We start from the raw sequence: 20,202 nt of genomic DNA on the forward strand, positions 1-20,202 counted from the left end.
TCCAACATCTCCGCCGGATAACCCGTCTTCTCCGCCACCACCTCAAGCAACGCATCCAGCACCGCGCCACTCACGGCGGGAACCGCGGACGCAGGCGCAGGAGCGGGAACCTCCGCGGCGACCTCCGCGACCTCCACGGGCTCGGCGGGCTCGACGGCCTCCGCGGCCTCCGCGGGCTCGGCGGCGGGCACCGGCGCGGCGGCCGGCGGGGGTGCGTCGTCACCGCGGAGGGCGTCGATCAGCAGGCGGGTCGCACGCTCGTGGGCGGCCGTGATGGAGCTGCCGTGCTGCTCGATGAGCCGCAGGGCGGCGTCCGTGTCGGGGTGACCGCCCGCACGGACGGTCCGCTCCAGGGAGGTGATCGCCTCGCGGACGGTGGTGACGTGGGCGTCGAGGATCTCGGCCTGGAGCCCCAGCCCCTCGCGGACGAGGTCGCCGAGGGCGTCGGACGGGGCCGCCTCCACAGCCGCCACCGGCACCGCCACCGGCACCGCCACCGGCACCGGCACTGGGGCCTGCGCCGCGAGCGTGACCACGGGCTCCGCCAGGGCCTTCGCGTACGCCTCGCGCCGGGCGTCGGAGACGTAGTTGACGCCCCGCAGCGGGATCGTGAGGCCCTTGCGCACGGGTGCCTCCGGGAGCGGCTCGGCGTGGTCGTCGATGCCGGTGACCGGGAGGCCCAGGACGGCCAGTTCGACGGCGGCCCGCTTCAGCGAGACCTCGCCGTCCTTGCTGGGCCCGCCGTCGACCGCGACGGTGACCACGTCGCCGCGCCCGTCGAGGATGCGGTCGACGAGGTCGGACAGCACGCGCTTGGGCCCGAACTCCACGAAGACGCGGTAGCCGTCCGCGTACATCTCCTCGATGCGGGTCTGGAACGCGACGGGCTGCAGCAGCTGCTCGACGAGCGTGGCGCGGTTGGCGTCCGCGTCGGTGCCGTAGGCCGCGCCCGGCGTGTTGGCGTAGACGGGGATGCGCGGCGTGCCGAGGCCGACGCGGTCGACGGCCGCGCGGAAGGCGTCGGCGGCGTGGGCGACGAAGCGGGTGTGGAAGGCGGCGGAGACCGGCAGCCGCTTGGCCGGGATCCGGCGGGCGGCGACGTCGGCGACGAGGCGGTCGACCTCGGCGGTGGGGCCGCCCACGACGATCTGGCCGGGGGCGTTGACGTTGCAGATGGCGACGCTGCGGTAGGTGGCGACGAGCCCCTGCACCTCGCCGAGTTCGGCGCGTATGGCGGCCATGGCGCCCGGGTCGAAGTCCGCGGCGGCCGCACTCGGCGGGGCCATGGCCAGCCCGCGGGCGCGGGCCAGTTCGGCGAAGCCGTCGTCGTCGAGGGCGCCGGCCGCCCACAGCGCGGTGAGCTCGCCGAAGGAGTGGCCGACGGCGCCGTCGGGGGCGAAGCCCAGCTCGCGGAACCAGGCGAACTGCCCCGCGGACAGGGCCCCGATGGCGGGCTGCGCGAACTCGGTGCGGCGCAGTGCCCCCTCCTGGACCGCACGCGTGGCGTCGTCGAACGCGGGCGGCGGGAAGACGACCCGGCCGAGGGTCTCCGGGCCGGTGCTGATGCGGTTGGCCCTGTCGTAGGCGGCGAGGACGGGCGGCAGGGCGAGGGCGGCCCGGCGGCCCATGCCGACGTACTGGCTGCCCTGCCCGGCGAAGACGGCGGCCGTCTTCGTCCCGGACGGGAGGCCGGCGCGGCGGTAGGTGATGCCCTTGGGGTGCTGCCAGGAGGACGCGTCGGGCTTGGCGCGCAGCAGCTCCACCGCGGCGGCCCGCAGTTCCTCGAAGCCGGCGTCGTCGCGGGCGACGATGCCGAGCCGCGCGTCGCCCGCGGGTATCCAGCCGGCCGGGTCGGGGGCGGCGCCCTGCTCCAGGCGGCGGGCGAGCGCCTCGGGGTCGGCGGCGTGCCACAGGCCGGTGCGGGCCACCGGGCCGAGCACGGTGCGGGCGGCGGCGGGGTCGTGCTCCTCCAGCACCATGTGGAAGTTGGTGCCGCCGAAGCCGAAGGAGGAGACCGCGGCGCGCCGCTTGTCGCGGGCGGGGTCCAGGATCCAGGGGCGGGCCTGGGGGCTGACGTAGAAGGGGGTGCGCGCCGGGTCGACGGCCTCGCTGGGCCGGTCGACGTTGATGGTGGGCGGCAGCACCTTCTGGTGCAGGGAGAGCGCCAGCTTGATGAGGCCGGCCGCGCCCGCGGCGGCCTTGGTGTGCCCGATCTGGGACTTGACGCTGCCGATGGCGGCGTAGCCGAGCTCGCCGGAGCCCGGCTGGTCGCCGACGAAGGACCCGAGGGCGGACAGCTCGGTGTGGTCGCCGACCGCCGTGCCGGTGCCGTGGGCCTCGAAGAGCTCGACGGAGCCGGCGGGCACGGCGGCGTCCTCGTAGGCGCGGCGCAGCGCGAGCTGCTGGCCCTCGGCGCGCGGCGCGTAGATGGACTTGAAGCGGCCGTCGCTGGAGGTGCCGATGCCGCGGAGCACGGCGTAGACGCGGTCGCCGTCGCGCTCGGCGTCGGCGAGCCGCTTGAGGGCGAGCATGCCGATGCCCTCGCCGATCAGCGTGCCGTCGGCGGACTCGTCGAAGGGCTTGATGACCTGGCTCTTCGAGAACGCCGGGGTCTTGCTGAAGCACATGTACATGAGGATGGTGTTCTCGGCGTCGCAGCCGCCGGTGAGCATCAGGTCGGCGCGGCCCTCGATCAGCTCGCTGACGGCGAGCTTGACGGCGGCCAGCGAGCTGGCGCAGGCGGCGTCGACGGTGCAGTTGGTGCCGCCCAGGTCGAAGCGGTTGGCGATGCGCCCGGCGACGACGTTGCCGAGCATGCCGGGGAAGGAGTTCTCCTCCCACGGGACGTAGGCCTTCTTGAAACGGCGGGCGATCTCCTCGGCGTCGGCCTCGCTCAGTCCGGTACTGCGCACGACCTCCTTGAGCACGGGCGTCTGCAGGCGCGCGGAGAGCGGCTGGGTGAGGGAGTTGGCGCCGGTGACGCCGAGGATCACGCCGGTCCGGCTCGCGTCGTACCAGTCCGCGCCCTCCGTGCCCGCGTCGCGCAGCACGTCACGGGCGACGGTCAGCGAGAGCAGCTGGAGGATGTCGGTGACCTCCAGGGTGTTCGGGGGCAGGCCGAACTCCATGGGGTTGAAGGCGACCTCCGGCAGGAACCCGCCGCGCCGGGCGTAGGTCTTGTCCTCGGCGGCGGGGTCCGGGTCGTAGTGGTCGTCGGGGTTCCAGTGGCTCGCGGGGACGTCCTCGATGCAGTCGCGGGCGTCCACGATGTTGTGCCAGAACTCGCGCAGGTCGCGCGACTTGGGGAACAGGCCGGCCAACCCGACGATGGCGATCGGTGTCTCGGCCAGACGTGAGTGATGCACGACGGTCCTCTCGGTCATGGGCGCCGGGTGGCGGGGGCGCGGATCCACGAGTGCTCAGGCGACGGCCGGGGCGGCCAGCAGTCCGGCGAGCACGGCGACGGCGGTGGGCTCCCGGAGCATCGTGTAGTGGTCGCCGGGGACGCCCAGCCGCCGCACGGGGCGGGTGCTGAGCCTGCTCCAGCCGAGGTCACCGCGGTCCGGGAGCAGGGAGCGCTCCGGCTTGACGAGGGTGACCGTGCGGTCGAGCGGAGCGGGTTCGTACGGTGCGGTGCAGCGGTTGTTGCGCAGCAGACCGCCGTGGTAGGCGGCGTAGAGCTTGCGCAGCCCGGCGAGTTCGGTGCCGGGGGGCAGGACGCCCTGGGCGGTGGCCGCGGCCAGCAGCGCGGGCAGGCCCTCGTCGGTGCCGGCGACCGGCGGGACGCTCAGGACGAGGGGGCGGCCGCGCTTGGCGCCGAGGTACATGGCGAACCAGTCGAGCAGCATCGCCGGGTCCAGGAGCTCGTCGGCGCGCTTGAAGGCGGGGACGGGCGCGATGCTGTCGAGGAGGACGAGCTCCTCCAGCCGGGCGCCGTGTCCCGCGGCGTCGAGCCGGGCGGCGACCTCGTAGCCGACGACCCCGCCGAAGGACCAGCCGACCAGCGAGAACGGCGTGTCCGCGGGGGCCGAGGCGGTGATCTCCGCGAGGCAGCGTTCGGCGAGGCCGGCGACGGTGACCCCGCAGGCGTCCGGGTCGAGGGCGGCGGCGAAGAACTCCGGGACGTTGCCGAGGTCGAGCAGGGACAGCGCGGTGTCCTCGGGCAGCCGTTCGGCGAGCGGCTGCCACGCGGTGGGCGCCAGCGCGCCCGGGTGGACGGCGTAGAGCCGGCGGGCCGCCCCGCCGGCCGGCTCGCGCAGCGGCGTGAGGACCGGGCGGGGCGCCGGGCGGGCGGCGGTGCGGTCAGGCCGCTGCGACATGGCGGGCGTTCTCCTCGGCGATGTGCTCCGACAGCGCGGCGATGGTGGGGTGGTACCAGAGCGCGGTCGCCTCCAGCTCGAAGCCGAGCCACTTCTCCAGTTCGCCGGCGAGGATCAGCGCCTCGGTGGAGTCGAGGTCGAACTCGTCGAAGTAGCGGTCGACGTCGATCTGGGACGGCTCGACCTCCAGCCGGACCGCGAGCTTCTCGACCAGCCAGGCCTGCGCTTCCTCGGCGGTGACACGCTGCATGGGGATTCCCTCACTTCACTTCTTGATGTCGCGGGCGATGGACTCGGCGGCCTTGAGCCCGGAGACGTACCCGGCCTCGTGGGAGCCGATCAGGTCGTGGCCGATCTTGGGCGAGTGGAAGTACGAGCCGGCGAGCTTGATCCGGCCGGTGTCGTTGACGGCGTAGATGGTGCGCTGCATGGAGCGCACGTCCAGGTCGATCACCGGGTGGGTGAACGGCAGCTCGCGGATGACCAGTTCGTCGCGGGGGACGACCGGGCAGTCGAGGGTGACGAAGTAGTCCTCGCGGGCGGTGAAGCCCTGCAGGGAGTTCATGTGGTACGCGACCCAGGTGCGGGTGCGGCCGTCGACGGTCTTCAGGCCGTAGTTCCAGCTCTGCCAGCGGGAGCGGTCCGGCGGCATGCCGGACGGGTCGGTGTGCAGCACGGCCCGGGTGGCGCTGTAGCGGACCTTGCCGAGGACGCCGGCCTGCGCGGCGGTGGGCTGCTCCAGCACGGCCAGGGTCTGGTCGGCGTGCGAGGCGAGCACCGCGTAGTCGTAGCGCTCCTCGCCGGCGGCGGTGCCGATGACGACGCCGCCGTCCGGGCCGGGCTCCTCGCGGACCCGGGTGACCGGGCTGCCGGTGCGGACCTTGCCGTTGATCGCGGCGACGACCCGGCGGACGTACTCGACGCTGCCGCCGGAGACGGTCTTCCACGCCACCGAGCGGCCGCCGAGGCCGCCCGGGTCGTGCGACATGAAGAAGGCGATGACGGTGGTCGCCGGCATCTCCCAGATCAGTTCCGCCGGCACCGACCAGACGGCGGTGGCCAGCAGCACCACGTAGCCGTACTTGAAGGCCTCGGAGTAGCCGCCCCGGTCCAGGTACTCGCCGAGGGCCATGTCGGTGCGCTTGCGCAGGAAGTCGCGGGGGGCCTCGCGGTGGAAGCGCTCGGCGTCCCGCCACAGGGGCAGGAAGTCCGCGGGGTAGCGCCGCGCGATCTCCTCCTCGGTGAGCTCGAACTCGGCGGTGCCGTAGTCGAGTCCGCGGTCGAGGTCGAAGAAGTCGAAGCCGCCGGTGTGGTCCAGGGCGGTGGCCCCGAGCTCCTGGAAGAAGGCGGTCAGCTGCGGGTACGTCCGGGAGTTGAAGACCACGAAGGCGGTGTCGATCCCGATGGTGCGGCCGTCCTCCTCCACCTCGACGGTGAGGGCGTGGCCGCCGGGGCGGTCCTCCTTCTCGTAGACGGTGACTTCGACGTCGTCGGGCAGGTGGTACGCGGCGGACAGACCGGATATGCCGGCTCCGACGACAGCGACACGGGTGGTCATGGCAGGCGGCCCCTCGGCTCGAGCAGTTCTCAGGAACCGGTCGCGTTGGGCGACGGCGGCTGGAGCGCAGAGGGCTGGGACCTCTGAAGGCGTGAAGTCGTCCGTGTCCCGCGCGGATCGGCGCGGCGGGCGGCGCACAGGGAACGTAGGGCGGCGCGGGGCGGAGGGTCAAACACCGCATCACCGACGGTTTCCGGCCCATCGGGGCCGCCGATACGGCCCGTCCCGGGTGTCCGGATCGGTGGCCGGCGGGCACCGGGGGCGCGAACAGGCCAACTGCCGCGCGGACGGGCCGATCGGCGTCCCGGAGGTGTCCGGAAGGCTCACGGGAGGGACTCATGTGGGTGGCGGGAGTTCCCGCCGCGACGGCGCGGTGGACCGCGCACCCGTACCGAAGAGGAGAGAGCCGCCATGCCCACCATTCCCTGGATGCCCGGGGCCGCCGCCGAGGAGTCCGCCGGCTCGGGCGAGGCCGTGGTCATGGCCTCCAAGCTCCAAGTGAAGTCGCTGCTGAGCGTGCCGCGTTTCTTCCTGCTGTCGCTGGTGGTGTGGAAGCAGGTGCGGTCCGCGCCGGGTGTGTACGGCGCCTCGCTGCGCGCGGAGCCGCTGAAGCGGACGTTCTGGACGCTGTCGGCGTGGCGGGACCAGGAGGCGCTGGACGCCTTCGCCCGCACCGACCCGCACGCGCGGATCGTGGCGCGGCTGCGCAAGGTGATGGACCGCTCGGTGTTCGTCTTCTACCCCACCGCCCGTGACGGGCTGCCCGTGGCCTGGGACGACGCCACCCGGCGTCTGGCCGAGAAGGAGCGGGCCAAGTGAGCACCGTGGCGGGCGCGGCGTCCGCGCAGGCACCGCAGAAGCCGGTGGTGCCGCGCGGCCGGCTGGTGCTGCTCGCCGCGTGCCTCGGGCTGTTCATGTCGTTCATCGAGGTGACGGCGGCGATCTCGACGCTGCGCGCCCTGCAGGTCGACATGCACGTCGCGCCGGCCGACCTGAGCTGGGTGTCCAGCACCTACACCCTGGTGGTCGCCGCGTGCGTGCTGTCGGGCGGCGCGCTCGGCGAACGCTACGGGCGGCGGAGGGTGTTCGTGGCCGGCGTGGTCGCGCTGGCGGCCGGCTCACTGGTCGTGGCCACCGCCGGCGGCTACCCGCAGGTGCTGGTGGGGCGGGCGGTCAGCGGGATCGGCGGGGCGCTGGTGCTGCCCACCTCGCTGGCGATCATCACGACGACCTTCTTCGTCGACCTGCCGCGCATGCTGCGCTACATCACGGTGTGGGTGTCGGTGTCCGGGCTCGGCCTGGCCGTCGGGCCGCTGCTCGGCGGCGCGTTGCTCGACCGCTTCGACTGGCCCGCGGTCTACCTGGTCAACACCCCGCTCGCGGTGGTCACGGTCGCCGTCGCGCTGTACGCGGTGGGCGAGTCGAAGGTGCCCGACCGTCCGCTGGACCTGCCCGGCCAGGGCCTGTCCGTGCTGGGCCTGGGCACGCTGGTGTACGGGATCGCGGTCGGCGGCCGGACTGGCTACGACGACCCGGTGGTGGTGACGGCGCTGGCGGTGGCCGTCGTGTCGCTGGTCGCGCTGGTGCTGGTGGAGCGGCGTACGGCGATGCCGATGCTGGACGTGCGCATGATGAGCTCGGTGCGGGTGTCGGCGGCGCTGGTGGTGGCCGCGGCGGCGCTGTTCGCGTTCGTCGGGGTCATCTTCCTGCAAGTGCTGTTCCTGCAGCGGGTGCAGGAGGTCGCGCCGATGGCCACGGGCGTGCGGCTGCTGCCCGCGATGGTGTTCTTCGTGCTGTCCACGCTGGCCGCGCAGCGGATCGCCGGGCGGGTCGGCGCGGCCCGTCTGCTGGCCGCGGGTTCGCTGGTGACGGCCGCCGCCGCCGTGGTGCTGGTGCGGCAGCAGCCGGACAGCCCGTACGCGGTCACGGCGGTGGGGCTGGCCCTGGTCGGGCTGGGCAGCGGGCTGGTCGTCGCACCGTCGACGGCGGCCGCGTTCGCGGTGGTGCGGCCCGAGCAGATGGGTGCCGCGTCGAACGCCGTCACCGCGTTCCGGCAGATCGGTTCGGTGCTGGCGACCTCGGTGCTCGGCGCCGTCCTGGCGGTCAGGTTCATCGGCGCGCTGCCGGAGCGGCTGACGGCCGCCCATGTGCCGCCGCCGGTCGCCGGGGCGGTCGTGGAGGTGGCGCGCAGCGGCGGGAGCGGCAGCGGCCGCTCGACGCCCGCGGTGACGGAGGCGATCGGCGCGTCCTTCACGGTGGGCATCCACACCGGTCTTCTGGTCGTCGCCGGGGTGTCCTTCGTGGCGGCCGTGCTGGCCGCGGTGTTCCTGGCCCGCAAGCCGGCCGCGGCGTAGCCCGGCAGGCACGCGGGACTCGGGTGCCGGGCCGGGGCGGCGCGGTGGGGGCGGCTGCCCCCACCGCGCCGCCGTTCAGCGGCGGTTGCGGCGCACCGCCGCGACGAGGACCGCGCCGGCCACGAGGGCCAGGCTCGCCACGCCGCCCACGCCGGTGAGGACCCTGTCCCGCGGGCCGGTGTCGGCGAGCGCGGGGCGCTCCGCGGAACCGGCGGCGGTGCTGTCGGCGGCCTCGCGGATCATCCGCACGACGGCGTCGGGGTGGGAGAGCATCGCGACGTGCGAGGAGTCGACCTCGACGGTGTGCGACCCCGCCCGCCTGGCCCCGAAGCGTTCCAGTGCCGGGTTGATGGCGTGGTCAGCGGTGGCGACCAGCGCCCAGGAGGGGACGGTCCGCCAGGCCGCGCCCGGCGCCTTGTCGGTGAACGCCCGCAGCGCGACGGGCCGTTGCTCGGCGGCCATCAGCCGGGTCCGCGCCGCGGGCAGGTCTGCGGCGAAGACCTTCCGGAAGAGGGAGTCGCGGATGTAGATGTCGGTGCCGCTGCCCGTGCCGTCCCGGTACGGCACGGAACGCTGCGCCGAGGCGAGCTCGCTCGGGGCGAACCGGGCCGACAGCCCGCCCAGGGTCTCCCCCGTGTCAGGCATGAAGGCGGCGACGTAGACCAGCGCCCTGACGTTCCGGTTGCCCGCCGCGGCGGCGCTGATCACCGCGCCGCCGTAGGAGTGGCCGACGAGCACGACGGGGCCGTCGATGTCCTTCAGCACACTGGCCGTGTAGGTGGAGTCGCCGGTCAGCCCGCGCAGCGGGTTCGCGGGGGCGACGACCTCGTAACCGGCGCTCTCCAGGCGCTCGACGACCGGGCTCCAGCTGGACGCGTCGGCGAAGGCGCCGTGCACCAGCACCACCGTCGGCCGGGCCCCGCCGGCGGAGCCGTCGGCGACCGACGAGGCGAGGGCGGGACCGGCGGCGAACGCCGTCGAGGCGAGCGCCGCGACGAGCGCGCCCGCGCGCGCCATGTGACGCCGGTTCAGCGGAACGGGGGAGGAGGACGGCCCAGCCATGCTGTTCTCTCTTCCGGCCGGAGGTGCTGCTGTCGTCTCCCAGCCTTGGCCCGCCGCGCCCGTCCCGCTCGTTCCCGGGGGACGGACGAGTGACGGACGGGTGACGGCGGGACGTCCGCTCTTCCCCTGCGCTCCGCGGACGTGAAACACCGGCGTCATCGAACACGGATATGATCCGCCTCACACAAGATCCCGGACGGCCGGAAGACGTGCGTTCCGCATGCCTTCCTGCCGCCTCCCATGCATGAGGGGAGACGTCCGATAGCCCTTCGAATATGGCTCAGCAGCGCGGGGGTGGCCACCACCCAGGTGATGCGGATGCTGCGCGGCAACCCAGACTCCGTGGACGTCCGCGTCTACGGGACCAACGTCGACCCTTCGGCACCCGCCCTGGCCGCGTGCGACGTGGCCGAGCTGGAACCCCGTCACGTCGGCGACGACGCCTACGCCGACTTCGCCCTCGACTTCTGCCGCCGGCACGGGATCGACGTCCTCGTGCCACCGCGCCGGCTCGCCGCCCTCGCCGGGCGGGCCGACGACTTCGCCGCCGCGGGCACCCGGCTGATGTGCTCGCCGCCCGCCTCGGTCAAGGTGCTGACCAGCAAGAGCCGTACGTACGAGGAGGCGCTCGCCGCCGGCATCCCGGTGCCACCGTGGCGGGTGGTGAGGGACGCCGACGGCTTGCGGGCCGCGGTGGACGAGCTGGCGGCCACCGGCGAGACCCTCTGCATCAAGCCCGCCGGCGAGTACTCGGCCTTCGGCTTCCGCATCCTGGAGGACCGGCCGATGGTCATCCGCGACCTGCTCGCCCCCGCCCGCCCCATGGCCTCGGTCGAGGCGGTCGCCCAGGCGATGAAACGGGCCGCGGACGAGGGCGAGCACGTCCCGCGCATGATCGTCATGCCGTACCTGGAGGGCCCCGAGGTCAGCGTCGACTGCCTGTCCGCCCCCGGCGGGCAGCTGCTCGCCGCGATCCCCCGGGCCAAGGAGGGCCGCTACCGGCTGCTGCTGGACGACCCGGGGATCACGGAGATCGCGCGGCGTCTCGTCGGTCACTTCGGCCTCGCCTACCTCTCCAATGTGCAGCTGCGCCACCGCCACGGCGAGCCCGTCCTCCTGGAGGCCAACCCCCGGCCCTCCGCGGGGATCTTCCAGACCGCCTTCACCGGGGTGAACCTGCCCTGGGCGGCCGTCCGCCTGCTCACCCAGGGCGACGCCGGGCTCCGCACCGCTCCCCGGCTCGGCGGCCGGGTCGCCGTGACGGAGGCGGTCACCGAGGTCCCGGTGGTCCCCGGCGTCGCGGACGTCCCCGGTCTCCCCGGGGTCTCCGGGGTCCCCGGGTTCCCCGACGTCCCGGAGGTCAGCGTGGCGTGATCGGGGGCGGGGCGCCCGCCCCGGCTCCCGTCCCCGGCGCGCCCGCGCTCGCCGCCCGGACACCGTGCCGACCGTGACGGAAGCGGTCACGGGGGTCCCGGAGGTCCCGGAGGTCAGCGTGGCGTGAGCCGGGGGCAGGGGGCAGGCTGGAGGGAGGAAGGAGGTGGCGGCTCATGAGCAGACTCGAAGAGCAGATCGACCTGAACGTTCCGACCGAGGTGGCGTGGCGGCACTTGCACCGCCTGGAGGACTACCCGCAGTTCGTCGGGGGCGTCCGGGAGGCGAGCGCGGCCGGGGACGGCAAGGCCCGGCTCGGCGTGTCGGGAACGACCGGCGACTCGCTCGACGCGGAGTTCTCCGACCGCACCAAGGCCCGGAGCGACACCCGTGAGATGACCTGGCGCACCAGCGGCGGTGCCGAGATCACCGGAACGTGCTCGGTCCTCCCGATCGACGAGCAGCACAGCCGCGTCCAGGTCCGCATGGAGTACGACCCCGCCGAGATCCACGACGCCTTCGGCGGCCCGAAGGGCTTCGCCCAGGTCAGCGCGATCGAGCGCACGGTCCGTGACGACCTCGAACGCTTCAAGGACCTCGTCGAGCGCGAGCACTAGACGGCACCCCCGCGCGCCCGCGCACCACGCCCGGTCCGTGCGGCCCCACCGGGGCCGTGCGGACCGCGACGACCGGCCCCCTCACAGCCGCACGCCGTGCCGGCGCAGGTAGGCGACCGGATCGACGTCGGAGCCGTACCCCTCGCCGCTGCGGACCTCGAAGTGCAGGTGCGGGCCGGTGGTGTTGCCCGTGGAGCCCGAGCGGCCGACCTGACGGCCGGCGGCCACGGACTGGCCGGCGCGCACGGTCAGCGAGGACAGGTGGCCGTACTGGGTGTACATGCCGTCGTGGTGCCGGATGACCACCTGGTAGCCGTAGGCCCCGCCCCAGCCGGCCTCGACGACGGTCCCCGCGGCGACCGCCTTGACGGAGGTGCCGGTGGGCACGGTGAAGTCCTGGCCGGTGTGGTAACCGCTGGCCCAGTGGGCTCCGCTGCGGTGGTACGGGGTGCCGAGCCCACCGCTGACCGGCGCGACGAAGGCCTGCGCGGCCGAGGCGGGCGCGGCGCGCCGCTCCGCGGGCTTCGTGCTCTTCGCGGGCTTCGTGGTCTTCGCGGGCTTGGAAGCCTTGGCGGGCTTCGCGGCCTTGGCTGCCTTCGGGCCGCGGGGCACGGAGAGTTGCTGCCCGGGGAGGATCAGGTCGGGGTCGGCGCCGACGACCCGGCGGTTCACGTCGTACAGCCGCTGCCAGCCGCCGCTGACGTCCTGCTCGTCCGCGATGCCGGAGAGCGTGTCCCCGCCGACGACGGTGTAGGAGCCCCGGCCCGCGGGACGACGGTCCGTCCCCGGCTTCTCCCGCCGGTCGTCCTCCTTCGCGGCCCCCTTGCCGTGCTTCCCCCCGGGCTGCTTCCCCTCGGCCCTCTTCGCGGGGGCCGCCGCCTCACGCCGGGGCTCGTCCCGGGAGAGCCCGGCCCGCTGCGAGCACACCGGCCACGCCCCGGGGCCCTGACCGTCCAGGACGCGTTCGGCCACCGCTATCTGCTCGGACCTCGTCGCCAGGTCGGCCCGCGCGGCGAACTTCGCACCGCCGTACGCCTTCCACGTCGACTGCGCGAACTGCAGCCCGCCGTAGTAGCCGTTGCCCGTGTTGATGTGCCACTTGCCGCTGCTCTCGCACGCGGCGACCTTGTCCCACGTCCCGGCCGTGGCCGCGCCCGCCCCCGGGGCGGCGATGAACGGCAGCGCGAGCCCCGCGCCGGAGGCGGCGGTGACGGCGACCGACACCGGCGAGAGCCGGCTCGGCGGCTGGGGTCTGCGGTGGCGACCGCGCACGGACCGTACGGGCATGGGGGACCACCTCTCGGTTCCGGACACACGGCCGTACAAGTACGACAGAAGGATCTTGTCGCCGCAAGGGTGCTTTTGAGACTCTGTCGTCCCAAACCGCGCGCTCCGGAACCGGGTTGAGGCGGGCGCGCCGCCTCAGGAGGTACGCGGCGGCAGCGGGAGCGGCAGCCCCGGCAGGCCGTCGAGGCTGACCTCGACGTAGGGCTTGGCCGCGCAGTAGTCGCCGAAGGACTCCTCGGTCTCACGGGCGAAGCGCTGGGTGTGCAGCGGCCGTTCCTCCCGGAAGTCCAGGTAGGGGACGGCGAACCCGCAGCTGTCGCTGATGCGTTCGGCGGTGACGACGATCACGGCGCGCAGGTCGGTCCGCTTGCGGATGTCGTCGGAGAAGTACGGCAGGAGGCCGTCCCAGCGCGGGTCGTCGCGGAAGACGGGCTCGCCGCGCCCGTGCACCCGCACGATGGTGGGCGGTCCGGTGAAGGCGCACCACATCAGGGTGATGCGGCCGTTCTCCCGCAGGTGGGCGATGGTCTCGGCGCCGCTGCCGCCGAGGTCGGCGTAGGCGAAGGTGTGGTCGTCGACGAGGGCGGAGGAACCGTCGAGGCCCTTGGGCGACACGTTGACGTGCCCGTCGCCGGACAGGGGCGCGGTGGCGGTGAAGAAGACCTTCTGCTCCTCGATGAAGGCGCGCAGGCGCCCGTCGATGCGTTCGTACGTCTTTCCCATGCCTGCGATTCTCCGGTCGCGGGTGCGGCGCGCGCCGCACCTTTCCGGCCGCGGGCGGGTCAGCGCCGCCGGGGAGGGCGCGGGCGGTCGTCCTCGCCGTCGCGGACGACGATGCCCAGCGCCTCGGCGAGCGCCGGGGCGAGGTCGAGCAGCTGGGCGCTGCCGATGACGGCGCCGCGCAGCGAGTCGTGGCCGTCGGCGAGGTCGAGGCGGGTGGCGCCGCGCAGGTCGACGGCGTCGAGCTCGGCACGGCCGATGCGCAGGCGCTCCAGGGCGGTGCCGGGGAAGGACACGTCCTTCAGCCGGGCTCCGCCGAGGTCGACGTCGCGCAGCACGCAGTCCTCGAAGACGACCTCGTGCAGCCGGGCGGCACGCAGGTTGACGGAGTCGAACTTGCAGCGCCGGAAGACCACCCGCCGCAGCACCGCGCCGAAGGCCTCGACCCCGGCGAGCACGCAGGAGTCGGCGGTGACGTCCGTCCAGTTCGTCTCGGCGGCCGAGGTGCCGACGAACCGGGCACCCTGGAGCCAGACCTCGTTGAAGCGCGCCCGCCGCAGGCTGCCGCCCTCCAGGACGGTGTCGGTGACCGCGCACTCCAGGAAGACGGCGCCACCGGCCTCCTGTTCGCCGAGGACGAGGCCGTCGAAGTGGACGGTGTCGTAGCGCTCCTCGACGCCCAGCGCGGACTCGCCGAAGGGCTCCAGCACCTCCGCGTACGGCAGCTCGGACAGGGACTGCGGTGCCTTGAAGGTCATGGCGGCCACGCTAGTGGCCCCCTGTGACAACGCCACCCTTCATGAATATGAGCGATTTGTCCGTGATGTCTTGCTACGTTGCGTCCCATGACCGCCCCCGCCCCCGGGACCTCGTCGCCGGCCGTCGCCGTGCCCGCCGTCCGGCTGCCCCGGCGCCGGGGCGTCGAGCTGGCGCTGCTGGTCGGCGCGGTGCTGATCCCGGTGTACGGCTACTGCGCCGTGGGCCTGGCGCACGACGGCGCCGTGCCGCAGGGCGCCGCCGGCTACGGCGCGGCGCTCGGCGGCCTGGCGCTGGTGGCCCACCTGGCGGTGCGCCTGCGCGCCCCGTACGCCGATCCGCTGCTGCTGCCGATCGGGGTGCTGCTCAACGGCCTCGGCCTGGTCCTGATCTACCGCCTCGACCTGGAGACCCCCGACGACGCCGCCCCGGCCCAGCTGATCTGGTCGGGGTTGGGCGTGGCCCTGTTCACCGCGGTCGTCCTGCTGCTGCGCGACTACCGCACCCTGGCCCGGTACGCCTACCTCGGTGTCGCGGCGGCCCTGGTGCTGATGATCGTGCCGAGCCTCTTCCCCGCCGTGAACGGCGCGCGGATCTGGATCCGGGTCGCGGGCTTCTCCTTCCAGCCGGGCGAGTTCGCGAAGGTGCTGCTGGCGGTGTTCTTCGCGGCGTACCTGGCCGACAACCGCGCCGCGCTCGCCCACGCCGGACGGAGGGTCCGGGGGTTCCGCCGGCTGCAGCTGCCGCCCGGCCGGGTGCTCGGCCCGGTGCTGGCGGTCTGGACGATCAGCCTCGGCGTGCTGGTGGTGGAACGCGACCTGGGGACCTCGCTGTTGTTCTTCGGCCTCTTCGTGATCCTGCTCTACGTCGCCTCCGGCCGCACCGGCTGGATCGCGATCGGGCTGCTGCTGTCGGCGGCCGGCGCCTTCCTCGTCGGCTCCCTCGAACCGCACGTCCACTCCCGGGTCGCGGACTGGCTCCACCCCTTCGCCGGCATCGAGGAGGGCCGGGGGCCGGGCCAGCTGGCGCAGTCGCTGTTCGCCTTCTCCGCCGGGGGGCTGCTCGGCGCGGGCCTGGGCGAGGGGCACTCGATCCTCATCGGCTTCGCGGCCAAGTCCGACTTCATCCTGGCCACGGCCGGCGAGGAACTGGGGCTGACCGGGCTGACCGCGCTGTTCCTGCTGTACGGGCTGCTGGTGGCCCGGGGCCACCGGGCGGGGCTGGCGGTCCGCGAGCCCTTCGGCCGGCTGCTGGCCGTGGGGCTGGCCTCGATCGTCGCGCTGCAGGTCTTCGTGATCGCCGGCGGGGTGACGGACCTGATCCCGCTGACGGGGATGGCGATGCCCTTCCTCGCGCAGGGGGGTTCCTCGGTCGTCACCAACTGGGTGATCGTCGCGCTGCTGATCCTGCTCAGCGACACCGCGCGCCGCCCGCTGCCCGGTCCCGACACCGGCGCGACCGCCGCGGGCCGGGCGGACGAGGGCCGGGCGGACGCGGGCCGGGCGGACGCCGCGTGATCACGTACGCCCGCCGGGCCGCGGCACTGTGCCTGCTGCTCCTGGTGGCCCTGCTGGTGAACGCCCTCCGGATCCAGGTGGTGCGGGCCCCGGCGTACGACGGCAACCCCGCCAACCGGCGGGTGCCGATCGACCGTTACGGGCAGCCGCGCGGCGACATCCTCGTCGGCAGCCGGCCGGTGACCGGCTCCCGCTCCACCGGCGCGCAGCTGGACTGGGTCCGCACCTACGCCGACGGCCCGCTCTACGCCCCGGTGACCGGCTTCTCCTCCCAGACGTACGGCACCGCCCTGCTGGAGGCCGCCGAGGACGAGGTGCTGTCCGGCTCCTCCCCCGGCCTGTCCGCGCTCCCGCTGTGGAACGCGATCAGCAGACAGCCGCAGCGCCCGGGCGACGTCCGCACCACCATCGACCCCGCCGCGCAGAAGGCCGCGTACAAGGCGCTGGCCGGGAAGAAGGGCGCGGTGGCCGCCCTCGACCCGGCGACCGGCCGGATCCTGGCACTGGTCAGCACGCCCTCGTACGACCCGGCGACGATCGCCGGGACCGGCCCGGAGGCGCTCGGCGCCTGGCGCGCGCTGGTCGCCGCCGAGGACCAGCCGATGCTCAACCGGGCGTTGCGCCAGACGTACCCGCCGGGTTCGACCTTCAAGACGGTGACCGCGGTGGCGGCGCTGGCCTCCGGGGTGGTCACCGACGTCGACCGGCCCACCGACTCCCCCGACCCCTACCCGCTGCCGGGTTCCACGACGTCGCTGCGGAACGAGTCGGCGTCCTCCCGCTGCGAGGACGCGCCGCTGCGGTACGCGTACGTCGTCTCCTGCAACACCGTCTTCGGCAAGCTCGGTGACGACGTGGGGCTGCGGGCGATGCGCGAGACGGCCGAGGCCTTCGGCTTCAACGACCCCTCCATCGGGGTCCCGTCGCGCCCCGCGGTGAGCGTCTTCGACCGCCGCATGGACCGGGCGCAGCTGGCGATGTCGTCGATCGGGCAGTACGACACCCGGGCGACCCCGCTGCAGATGGCGATGGTCGCCGCGGCCGTCGCCAACGACGGCACGCTGATGTACCCGCACCTGGTGGACCGGACGACCGACGCCGACGGCCTCCCCCTGGAGGTCACCGGGAACCGGGCCTACCGGCAGGTGATGGACGTGGCCGTGGCCTTCACGATGCAGGATCTGATGGTCGCCGTGGTGCGGCACGGCACGGGCCGCAACGCCGCCCTGCCGGGCGTGCTGGTGGGCGGCAAGACGGGCACGGCCCAGCACGGCGAGGACAACCGCGGGAACCCGTTCGCCTGGTTCATCTCCTGGGCGAAGGAGAGCCGCGGGGCCCCGGCGAAGGTGGCCGTGGCCGTCGTCGTGGAGGACGCCGCCGCGGACCGCGCCGACATCAGCGGCGGCGGCAAGGCGGCCCCGGTCGCCCGCGCCGTGATGCGCGCGGTGCTGGGGGACTGACCCCCGCGCCCGGGCCCGGTCAGTCCTCGGCGCCCAGCGCGATGGCCTCCTCGACCTCGGCGGCCCGCTCGCCCTCCTCCTTCGCGAAGCGCTCGGCGTCGAGCTTCTCGGCGATCTCCTCGTCCTGGGCCATCAGCAGGTCGAGGTCGGAGTCGCCCATCTCCAGCACGCCCATGTCGACGTAGGCGCGCTGCAGTCGCTCGCCCCACAGCCCGATGTCCTTCACGCACGGCACGATGCGGCTGAACAGCAGCTTGCGGAAGAGCTGCAGGTACTCGGAGCGCTCGCTCAGCTCCTCGGCCTCCTGCCGCGGGATGCCGAAGTCCTCCAGCACCTCGGCGCCGCGCAGCCGGTCGCGCATGAGGTAGCAGCCCTCGATGACGAACTCCTCGCGCTCGCGCAGTTCGGCGTCGGACAGCTGCTTGTAGTGGTCGCGCAGCGCCATCCGCCCGAAGGCGACGTGCCGGGCCTCGTCCTGCATGACGTAGGTGAGGATCTGCTTGGGCAGCGGCTTGTCGGTGGTGTCGCGGAGCATGCCGAACGCGGCCAGCGCCAGGCCCTCGATGAGCACCTGCATGCCCAGGTACGGCATGTCCCAGCGGGAGTCGCGCAGGGTGTCGCCGAGCAGCGCCTGCAGCGAGTCGTTGACCGGGTAGACCATGCCGACCTTCTCGCGCAGGAAGCGGGAGTAGATCTCGGCGTGCCGGGCCTCGTCCATCGTCTGGGTCGCGGAGTAGAACTTGGCGTCGAGGTCGGGCACCGACTCCACGATGCGGGCGGCGCAGACCATCGCGCCCTGCTCCCCGTGGAGGAACTGGCTGAACTGCCAGGAGGCGTAGGCACGGCGCATGTCGCGCTTGTTCCGCTCGGACATCCTGTCCCAGTGGGACGTGCCGTACACGGTCATGTTCTGGTCCGGCACGCCGAGCGGGTCGTACGGGTCGACCTCGATGTCCCAGTCGATGCGGGTGACCGCGTCCCACTGCTTGTCCTTGCCCTTCTGGTAGAGGGCCAGCAGCCGGTCGCGCCCGTCGTCGTACTCCCAGGAGAAGCGGGCGGCTCCGGAAGCCGGGATCTCCCACAAGTTGTCCTGCGACGGCATTGGCGTCTCCTCGACTCTTGACGGGCTTGCTGACACACAGTCTCATAAGAGCATGACCGCTGGCACCCCTCTTGCAACGCGTGAGAAAGTGGCGGAGCGGCTGCTCGACGCCTCCGCGAAGCACTCCTTCGACCCCGACACCGAGCTCGACTGGGAGGCCCCGTTCGAGGACGGCGCCTGGTTCTGGCCCCCCGAACTGGTCTCCCTGTACGACACCCCGCTGTGGAAGCACATGTCCGAGGAGCAGCGGATCGAACTGAGCCGGCACGAGGCGGCGTCGTTGGCCTCGATCGGCATCTGGTTCGAGATCATCCTCATGCAGCTGCTACTGCGGCACTCCTACGACCTCGACCCCACCAGCGGGCACGTCCGCTACGCGCTGACCGAGATCGCCGACGAGTGCCGCCACTCGAAGATGTTCGCGCGGCTGGTGACCCGGCTCGGCACGCCCGTGTACCGGCCCTCCCGCCTGGACCACAACCTCGGCCGGGTGCTGAAGACGGTCTCCACCACGCCCGGTTCCTTCACCGGCACCCTGCTCGCCGAGGAGATCCTCGACTGGATGCAGCGGCTGACCTTCCCGGACGAGCGCGTGCAGCCGCTGACCCGCGGCGTCACCCGCATCCACGTGGTGGAGGAGGCCCGGCACATCCGCTACGCCCGTGATGAGCTGCGCCGGCAGATGGCCTCGGCGCCGCGCTGGGAGCTCGCCTTCACCCGGGTCTCCTCCGCGGAGGCCGCCCGGGTGATCGCCCGGTCGCTGATCAGCCCGCGGGTGTACGCCTCGGTGGGACTGGATCCCCGGTACGCCGCCGAGCTGGCCCGCACCAGCCCGCACCGCCGGGACGTGATGCGGCAGGCCGCGCGGAAGCTCATGGACTTCCTGGACGAGATCGGCATGTTCGAGGGCCCGGGCGTACGGCGCATGTGGCGCACCTCGGGGCTTCTCGGCTAGGACACCGCCCGGGCGGATACGCTGGCGTCCATGAACGGCCGTTCGACGCCGGCGCCCGCCGCTCCCGCCTACCGCCGGCTGAGCGTCGAGCAGCGCCGCACCCAGCTGCTCGCCGCCGCGGTGGACCTCTTCGGGCACCGCAGGCCGGAGGACGTCTCGGTCGACGACGTGGCCGCGGCCGCGGGGGTCTCCCGCCCCCTGGTCTACCGCTACTTCCCGGGCGGGAAGCAGCAACTGTACGAGGCCGCCATGCGCAACGCCGCCGAGGAGCTGAGGACCTGCTTCGTCGAGCCCGCCGAGGGCGAGATGACCCAGCGCCTGTCCAACGCGCTGGACCGCTACCTCGCCTACGTGGACGAGCACGACGCGGCGTACTCCGCGCTGCTGCGCGGCGGCAGCGTGGCCGAGACCAGCCGGACCGACGCCATCGTGGACGGCGTGCGGCGCGGCGCGGCCGAGCAGATCCTCATGCACCTGGGCGCCCCGCACCCGGGGCCGCGGCTGGCCATGATGGTGCGCTCCTGGATCGCCAGCGTCGAGGCCGTCTCGCTGACCTGGCTGGACGAGGGCAAGCGGCCCCCCGCCCAGGAGCTGCGGCAGTGGCTGGTGGACCACTTCATCGCCCTGCTGCTGGTCAGCTCCACCACCGACCAGGAGACCGCCGAGGTCGCGCTGGCCGCGCTGGAGCGGGAGAGCGCCGGAAGCCCCGCCGGGGACCTGGCCCGCCGGGTGACCCCGCTGGCCCAGGCAGTCGCACATCTGCTCCCACCTGCCGTTTCCTGAACGTGACCCCCTCCACAGGGCCTACCCTGACCCCGTGAGGCATGAGGACACGGAATTCGTCGGAGGGCCGCTGGACGGCCGCGTGCTGGGGGTGCTGACCGGCATCACCGGGCAGCCCCCGAAGGTGTACGAGGTGCCGGTGCCGCAGGAGGACGGCGCACCCCCGGTGGTGCACGTCTATCATCGCGAGCCCAGTCCCGGCCCGCGCGCGCAGCGCCGTACGCGCTGGGTCTTCGTCTACGACCCGGAGGGGAACCGGCCGGAGGGGCCTCGCTGGCCCTGGTCGAAGCCGCGGGGGTGACCGCGGGGCGGCCGCCCGGGCGACGGGCGGCGCCACCCGG

18 protein-coding genes are annotated in these 20,202 nt (G+C 73.7%); 9 read left to right on the forward strand and 9 right to left on the reverse strand.

Annotation, left to right across the window (positions count from 1 at the left end; all coding sequences use genetic code 11):
• From ACZ7MY_RS17225 to ACZ7MY_RS17240, 4 genes are all read right to left on the reverse strand, one after another.
• On the reverse strand, window positions 1-3,383 hold a 3,383-nt coding region (locus ACZ7MY_RS17225), incomplete at its 3' end, for a beta-ketoacyl synthase N-terminal-like domain-containing protein (protein WP_499602632.1).
• A gap of 36 nt (window positions 3,384-3,419) precedes the next feature.
• Window positions 3,420-4,319, reverse strand: a complete 900-nt coding sequence (locus tag ACZ7MY_RS17230; protein WP_499602635.1) for a thioesterase domain-containing protein — start codon at window positions 4,317-4,319, stop codon at window positions 3,420-3,422.
• Window positions 4,303-4,569: an acyl carrier protein gene (locus ACZ7MY_RS17235; RefSeq protein ID WP_499602637.1), complete on the reverse strand. Its 267-nt coding sequence runs from the start codon at window positions 4,567-4,569 to the stop codon at window positions 4,303-4,305. The genes ACZ7MY_RS17230 and ACZ7MY_RS17235 overlap by 17 nt, the downstream gene beginning before the upstream one ends.
• A gap of 15 nt (window positions 4,570-4,584) precedes the next feature.
• Window positions 4,585-5,877 carry an NAD(P)/FAD-dependent oxidoreductase gene (locus ACZ7MY_RS17240; RefSeq protein ID WP_499602638.1) on the reverse strand — a complete coding sequence of 431 codons (1,293 nt, stop codon included), beginning with the start codon at window positions 5,875-5,877 and terminating at the stop codon, window positions 4,585-4,587.
• A gap of 411 nt (window positions 5,878-6,288) precedes the next feature.
• Here ACZ7MY_RS17240 and ACZ7MY_RS17245 point away from each other — a divergent pair, with 411 nt between their 5' ends.
• Window positions 6,289-6,696: a DUF3291 domain-containing protein gene (locus ACZ7MY_RS17245; protein ID WP_499602641.1), complete on the forward strand. Its 408-nt coding sequence runs from the start codon at window positions 6,289-6,291 to the stop codon at window positions 6,694-6,696.
• A complete protein-coding gene (locus ACZ7MY_RS17250) occupies window positions 6,693-8,231 on the forward strand; it encodes an MFS transporter (RefSeq protein ID WP_499602642.1) in 1,539 nt (512 codons plus the stop codon). The genes ACZ7MY_RS17245 and ACZ7MY_RS17250 overlap by 4 nt, the downstream gene beginning before the upstream one ends.
• A gap of 75 nt (window positions 8,232-8,306) precedes the next feature.
• Here ACZ7MY_RS17250 and ACZ7MY_RS17255 read toward each other — a convergent pair whose 3' ends face one another.
• On the reverse strand, window positions 8,307-9,293 hold the full coding sequence (locus ACZ7MY_RS17255; protein WP_499602644.1) for an alpha/beta fold hydrolase: 987 nt from the start codon (window positions 9,291-9,293) through the stop codon (window positions 8,307-8,309).
• Between the two features lie 294 nt (window positions 9,294-9,587).
• Here ACZ7MY_RS17255 and ACZ7MY_RS17260 point away from each other — a divergent pair, with 294 nt between their 5' ends.
• Window positions 9,588-10,667: an ATP-grasp domain-containing protein gene (locus tag ACZ7MY_RS17260; protein WP_499602646.1), complete on the forward strand. Its 1,080-nt coding sequence runs from the start codon at window positions 9,588-9,590 to the stop codon at window positions 10,665-10,667.
• A gap of 173 nt (window positions 10,668-10,840) precedes the next feature.
• Window positions 10,841-11,281 (forward strand): SRPBCC family protein, encoded by a 441-nt coding sequence (locus ACZ7MY_RS17265; RefSeq protein ID WP_499602647.1) that lies wholly within the window; start codon window positions 10,841-10,843, stop codon window positions 11,279-11,281.
• A gap of 81 nt (window positions 11,282-11,362) precedes the next feature.
• Here the strand turns inward: ACZ7MY_RS17265 and ACZ7MY_RS17270 are convergent, their stop codons facing one another.
• From ACZ7MY_RS17270 to ACZ7MY_RS17280, 3 genes are all read right to left on the reverse strand, one after another.
• Window positions 11,363-12,568: a transglycosylase family protein gene (locus tag ACZ7MY_RS17270; RefSeq protein ID WP_499602650.1), complete on the reverse strand. Its 1,206-nt coding sequence runs from the start codon at window positions 12,566-12,568 to the stop codon at window positions 11,363-11,365.
• Between the two features lie 135 nt (window positions 12,569-12,703).
• A complete protein-coding gene (locus tag ACZ7MY_RS17275) occupies window positions 12,704-13,291 on the reverse strand; it encodes a pyridoxamine 5'-phosphate oxidase family protein (protein WP_499602652.1) in 588 nt (195 codons plus the stop codon).
• A 59-nt stretch (window positions 13,292-13,350) separates the two neighbouring features.
• Window positions 13,351-14,046 (reverse strand): pentapeptide repeat-containing protein, encoded by a 696-nt coding sequence (locus tag ACZ7MY_RS17280; protein WP_499602655.1) that lies wholly within the window; start codon window positions 14,044-14,046, stop codon window positions 13,351-13,353.
• Between the two features lie 87 nt (window positions 14,047-14,133).
• Here ACZ7MY_RS17280 and ACZ7MY_RS17285 point away from each other — a divergent pair, with 87 nt between their 5' ends.
• Window positions 14,134-15,561 carry an FtsW/RodA/SpoVE family cell cycle protein gene (locus ACZ7MY_RS17285; protein ID WP_499602656.1) on the forward strand — a complete coding sequence of 476 codons (1,428 nt, stop codon included), beginning with the start codon at window positions 14,134-14,136 and terminating at the stop codon, window positions 15,559-15,561.
• Entirely contained in the window at window positions 15,558-17,021 is a 1,464-nt protein-coding gene (locus tag ACZ7MY_RS17290) for a penicillin-binding transpeptidase domain-containing protein (protein WP_499602658.1), read from the forward strand. The genes ACZ7MY_RS17285 and ACZ7MY_RS17290 overlap by 4 nt, the downstream gene beginning before the upstream one ends.
• Before the next feature lie 19 nt (window positions 17,022-17,040).
• Here the strand turns inward: ACZ7MY_RS17290 and ACZ7MY_RS17295 are convergent, their stop codons facing one another.
• Window positions 17,041-18,123 (reverse strand): ferritin-like domain-containing protein, encoded by a 1,083-nt coding sequence (locus ACZ7MY_RS17295; protein ID WP_499602661.1) that lies wholly within the window; start codon window positions 18,121-18,123, stop codon window positions 17,041-17,043.
• A 52-nt stretch (window positions 18,124-18,175) separates the two neighbouring features.
• Between ACZ7MY_RS17295 and ACZ7MY_RS17300 the strand changes: the two genes are divergently transcribed.
• From ACZ7MY_RS17300 to ACZ7MY_RS17310, 3 genes are read left to right on the forward strand one after another with little or no spacing between them, the layout of a single operon-like run.
• Window positions 18,176-19,078, forward strand: coding sequence for an AurF N-oxygenase family protein (locus ACZ7MY_RS17300; RefSeq protein ID WP_499602663.1), 903 nt, complete (start codon window positions 18,176-18,178; stop codon window positions 19,076-19,078).
• Window positions 19,079-19,108: 30 nt separating this feature from the next.
• Window positions 19,109-19,861 carry a TetR/AcrR family transcriptional regulator gene (locus tag ACZ7MY_RS17305; RefSeq protein ID WP_499602664.1) on the forward strand — a complete coding sequence of 251 codons (753 nt, stop codon included), beginning with the start codon at window positions 19,109-19,111 and terminating at the stop codon, window positions 19,859-19,861.
• Window positions 19,862-19,895: 34 nt separating this feature from the next.
• Window positions 19,896-20,162, forward strand: coding sequence for a DUF8847 domain-containing protein (locus ACZ7MY_RS17310; protein ID WP_499602665.1), 267 nt, complete (start codon window positions 19,896-19,898; stop codon window positions 20,160-20,162).
• Window positions 20,163-20,202 lie beyond the last annotated feature (40 nt).

It is taken from the genome of Streptomyces sp. NPDC111520, assembly GCF_055635295.1.